4 protein-coding genes and 1 pseudogene are annotated in these 3,727 nt (G+C 34.3%); 1 reads left to right on the top strand and 4 read right to left on the bottom strand.

The genetic code is table 11. The features are described 5' to 3' along the window. Positions 1 to 457: 457 nt before the first annotated feature. Both JMN32_RS03665 and JMN32_RS03660 read right to left on the bottom strand, forming a co-directional pair. A complete protein-coding gene (locus JMN32_RS03665; protein ID WP_202854934.1) occupies positions 458 to 925 on the bottom strand; it encodes a c-type cytochrome in 468 nt (155 codons plus the stop codon). A 21-nt stretch (positions 926 to 946) separates the two neighbouring features. Beyond that, positions 947 to 1,633, bottom strand: a complete 687-nt coding sequence (locus JMN32_RS03660) for a DUF2202 domain-containing protein (protein WP_202854933.1) — start codon at positions 1,631 to 1,633, stop codon at positions 947 to 949. 198 nt (positions 1,634 to 1,831) lie between these two features. Between JMN32_RS03660 and JMN32_RS27690 the strand changes: the two are divergent. Further along, a pseudogene (locus tag JMN32_RS27690) lies at positions 1,832 to 1,960 on the top strand (integrase core domain-containing protein); the annotation flags it as partial. Between the two features lie 98 nt (positions 1,961 to 2,058). Here the strand turns inward: JMN32_RS27690 and JMN32_RS03650 are convergent. Both JMN32_RS03650 and JMN32_RS27685 read right to left on the bottom strand, forming a co-directional pair. Beyond that, positions 2,059 to 3,321: an NAD(P)/FAD-dependent oxidoreductase gene (locus tag JMN32_RS03650; RefSeq protein ID WP_202854931.1), complete on the bottom strand. Its 1,263-nt coding sequence runs from the start codon at positions 3,319 to 3,321 to the stop codon at positions 2,059 to 2,061. A gap of 115 nt (positions 3,322 to 3,436) precedes the next feature. Continuing rightward, the gene (locus JMN32_RS27685) at positions 3,437 to 3,562 is read right to left on the bottom strand and encodes a rhodanese-like domain-containing protein (protein WP_394369146.1); all 126 of its coding nucleotides are present in this window, start codon (positions 3,560 to 3,562) and stop codon (positions 3,437 to 3,439) included. Positions 3,563 to 3,727: the final 165 nt, after the last annotated feature.

Here is a 3,727-nt window from a genome sequence, read left to right as displayed (position 1 = left end):
GGCATGCCTTGCGGGTATGAGTAATAATGCTTCTGCCCACTGGCCTACGCTGGCCCGCTATTCTGTCATGCCACCGCTCTTTAAAAGAGTCCTATTTAACATAATTTTTTTTAAAATTAATAACTATACCGATTGCTAGTAATCCTCAATAAATGCAAAACCGTTTGGTTTACTGACCGTAAGCCAGAAAAGAAAAATTCCTAATTCAGTCGGTCTCCATTTGCTCCCGAAGCAGCCCTAGCCCTTTCCGTTCCACTTTTGCGCAAAGTGGTACCTATTCTCTATTTTAACAATCCCCTCTCCTTTTGACCTGATTCAGCAATTTGCTGGACGTAAGCAACCTCCACTTTCAACCATTTTCAACCATATTCCTGATATCAAAAGCATTTGACTTTACTTGCTTTCTCTTTAATAATATCAGAGCAATTTCTACTCATACTGATTATTTACTATTGTACTACCTATGTTTTCTCTCTTTATGCTCTTTGAACCAACTTGGTTCATCTAAATCGTTTTCATATATATAAGTAACAATTTTTCTTATATCATCTTCACCCAATTTGGTTTTTGGCATTATTCCAAATCTCATTACAGGGCCAGCCATTAATGCTGATTCTTCATTAGGGTTGAATACAAAGTTTGACATGAGATTTATAAATTCTTCCTTGTCAGTTGTTTCATTCATATACCTCATTTTAATTCCCGCGAGTGGTGGTGCTATGATTTCGTCATGGGAATCTGTATTTGGATTGTGACAGACGTAGCAGTTAGCTAATAATAGATTTGACGCTTCTGAAGAATTATTCTCTATTTGATTTTTTGAAGATATTTCAGACTTTTTATCATTGGTTTGTTTACATCCAACCATCATTGCAAGTTGAATAACAAGAAGACCATAAATTAACCTTTTTATATGCTGCTTCATTATTTCAATTTCTTCTATTAACTAATTTTTCCAATTTCTTTTACGAGTTCCTTCGCTCATGCCCCGTTCCATATCCGTATTGATGATTTCATCATAACCTTCTTTGGTCAAGTATTGTGGGGTGTAAATTATCCCTAATTTTGATAGGTTTTTAACAAACGATCTAAGATGATTTCTTGATCCCTTCATAAGATTTTCAAATACGAATATGATGTCTTCATTATCAATATTTGTGTCTAGCTCACGTTGAAGATCTAAAATATCAATTTCCTCAATTGCCGCTCCTACTTTAAATGCATCAATCAGACTTAGTGACCCTGTTTCAGTTAAATTATTATATAGTTTTTGAAGATCTGTATTTACAAACTCACCAGATATATCTTGGGCAGAAGGGCCACTTAATTCATACTTATTTATTAAGGTAAGTACTGCTTCCATATGTTTCTGCTCACTTGAAGAAATATTGTTAAAAGAATTTGAATTCCATTTTGCATAAAGACTATCGTATACATCACGGGCTAGCTTTTCTTCTTCTCGCATAAGCATTATAGCAGATATTTCTCCATCATTTAATGGTTCAATGGGAAGTGCATCAATTTGAGTGATAAATGAGCCATTTTCATTGCGATTAACTTCATAAGCCGCATCATCGCAAGATACAGATGAGAATAATACTACTCCGAGTAAAATTAAATTTATAGTGTTCATGGCTCTTTAATATTTGCTTAATGTAAATACACGAATTCTTTTCATAAGAATTTGTAACAATTATCACATTCAAAATTTAGAGGGACTTTTGTAATCACCCCGAAAATGGACAGTTTGAAAGTAGAAAAATCGACGGAAACTCCGTTCTTTCAATGTTATGGATGATTTTAACAGAGAGGCTTTACATGTGGAGATGCTTACTTATTTGATTCAATAGATGAAGTGCGACAGCTCACTGAAGATTGGATACATAACTATAACTTTATCAGGCTATATGAAAGCTTGAATAATATGAGCCCAATACACAATGTGCACCGGTGGCGTTAACAGTGGATAACTCTATTGAGTTACCCACAACTAACACCTAACAATAATTATTAATAGAATTTATACTTTTAGGTAGTTCTAAAATGGGGAGCTTACAATTAGACCTCTTGGCCTTTTAGCATTTTATTCCAATACAGATACGGCAACCCATATTTTTTTAGCATCCAAAGCCTCCAATGTTCCTTGCTGCTATCGAAAACTAACATGTTTTTAAGCTTTGGGTCAGGAGTGAAATTTTGATCGTAATCAAACTCAGCTAATACCATTTTTCCAGAACCTGTTACCAATGGACATGAAGAATACCCGTTATAAGATTTGTTACCAATATCACCTAGTGATAATAGTTTTAAAATGTTATCAACTACGATCGGAACTTGCTTTCTAATTGCCGCACCTGTCTTGGCAGTAGGTAAACCTGCAACATCTCCTAAACCGAAAATATTAGCATATTTATTATGCCTTAGTGTATGGTGATCAACATTAAGCCATCCAGCATCATTAACTAAAGTAGATTCTCGTATAAATTTTGGTGCTGCTTGTGGTGGAGCAAGATGCAACATGTCAAAAGGTATTGTAACTGTATTTTCACCTTCAGCTACCAGTTTCTCTCCCAACTTATTGTTTTCATTTACAACGCATTGATTCTCACCAGGCTTAACATATTTAAATGTAGCTATTCGATTCTCACCATCGATCTTAACAGGTGCATAAAATGGTCTAAAATGAATTCCATAGCGACTAATCACTTCATGTAATGTAGTAGCAATTTCTTTCACACCAAAAATTACGCCACCAGGTATAGCAAATATTACGTTAGCATTTACCTTGTTTCTTCTAAAATTATCAGCAGCCAAATAAGCAATTTTTTGAGGTGCTCCACCGCATTTAATTGGAGTTGTAGGCTGAGTAAATAATGCATTTCCTCCTTTGAAATTTTTAATTACTTCATAGGTATGATTTGGGTTAGTATAATTACTACAAACAACACCTTTACCAAGAGACTCCTCTAACCCATCAATCATAGAAGGTTCCATAACAAGTCCAGGACATACAATCAAAAAATCGTAAGTAATTTTACCGTTTGCTTTAGTTGTAACACCATTTTGTTCAGGGTCAAATGATTCTGCATAATCCTTTATCCATGTTACACCTTTTGGCATAACGGAAGACATGGGCCTTGCTGTTTTATCATAATTGTATGTTCCACCTCCAACTAAAGTCCAAGCAGGTTGATAATAGTGTGTATTGGCTGGTTCAATTAATCCTATATCTAAAGACTTGTCTTTTTGCAAAAGATTAGCCGCAGACATTATACCTGCTGTTCCACCTCCAATGATTAAGATTTGATAATGTGATTTCATATTCTGAATTTTAAAATGTCTTTAATAAACAATTCTTTTTTATCACCCTCAGTAACATATGTTACATAAGGGGTAAAATTCCCTAAGATTTTACTACATTTTTATTATTTGCCAATCATTCATTCATACCTCCCAAATAAACTCTAACATTATCGATTCCTTCTTTATTTAACAATGATTCCGCTATTGTTGCTCTGGCTCCATTTTGACAATGGATAATAATTTTCTTCGGCTGATCTATTTCATTAAATATGATTCAGAATAGTTCCTTAGCACCATGAAGTTTGAAAATGGGTATCTGTTCTCTTAAAACCAATTTTAGTAGTGCAAACATTAATCGTATTACAGGCACCGAATACCCCAATAACTGATTACTGAATACCGATAACTAATGCCTGATAAAGGA

This window comes from Fulvivirga marina, from assembly GCF_016775155.1.
Taxonomy (GTDB): Bacteria; Bacteroidota; Bacteroidia; order Cytophagales; family Cyclobacteriaceae; genus Fulvivirga; species Fulvivirga marina.
Note: the sequence above shows the minus strand (reverse complement) of the source record. Positions and strands in the feature narration are given on the sequence as shown.

What these genes read in the sequence shown, in the direction of transcription:
- JMN32_RS03650 (WP_202854931.1), bottom strand. Translation starts at nt 3,321, where the DNA reads ATGAAATCACATTATCAAATCTTAATCATTGGAGGTGGAACAGCAGGT.
- JMN32_RS03660 (WP_202854933.1), bottom strand. Translation starts at nt 1,633, where the DNA reads ATGAACACTATAAATTTAATTTTACTCGGAGTAGTATTATTCTCATCT.
- JMN32_RS03665 (WP_202854934.1), bottom strand. Translation starts at nt 925, where the DNA reads ATGAAGCAGCATATAAAAAGGTTAATTTATGGTCTTCTTGTTATTCAA.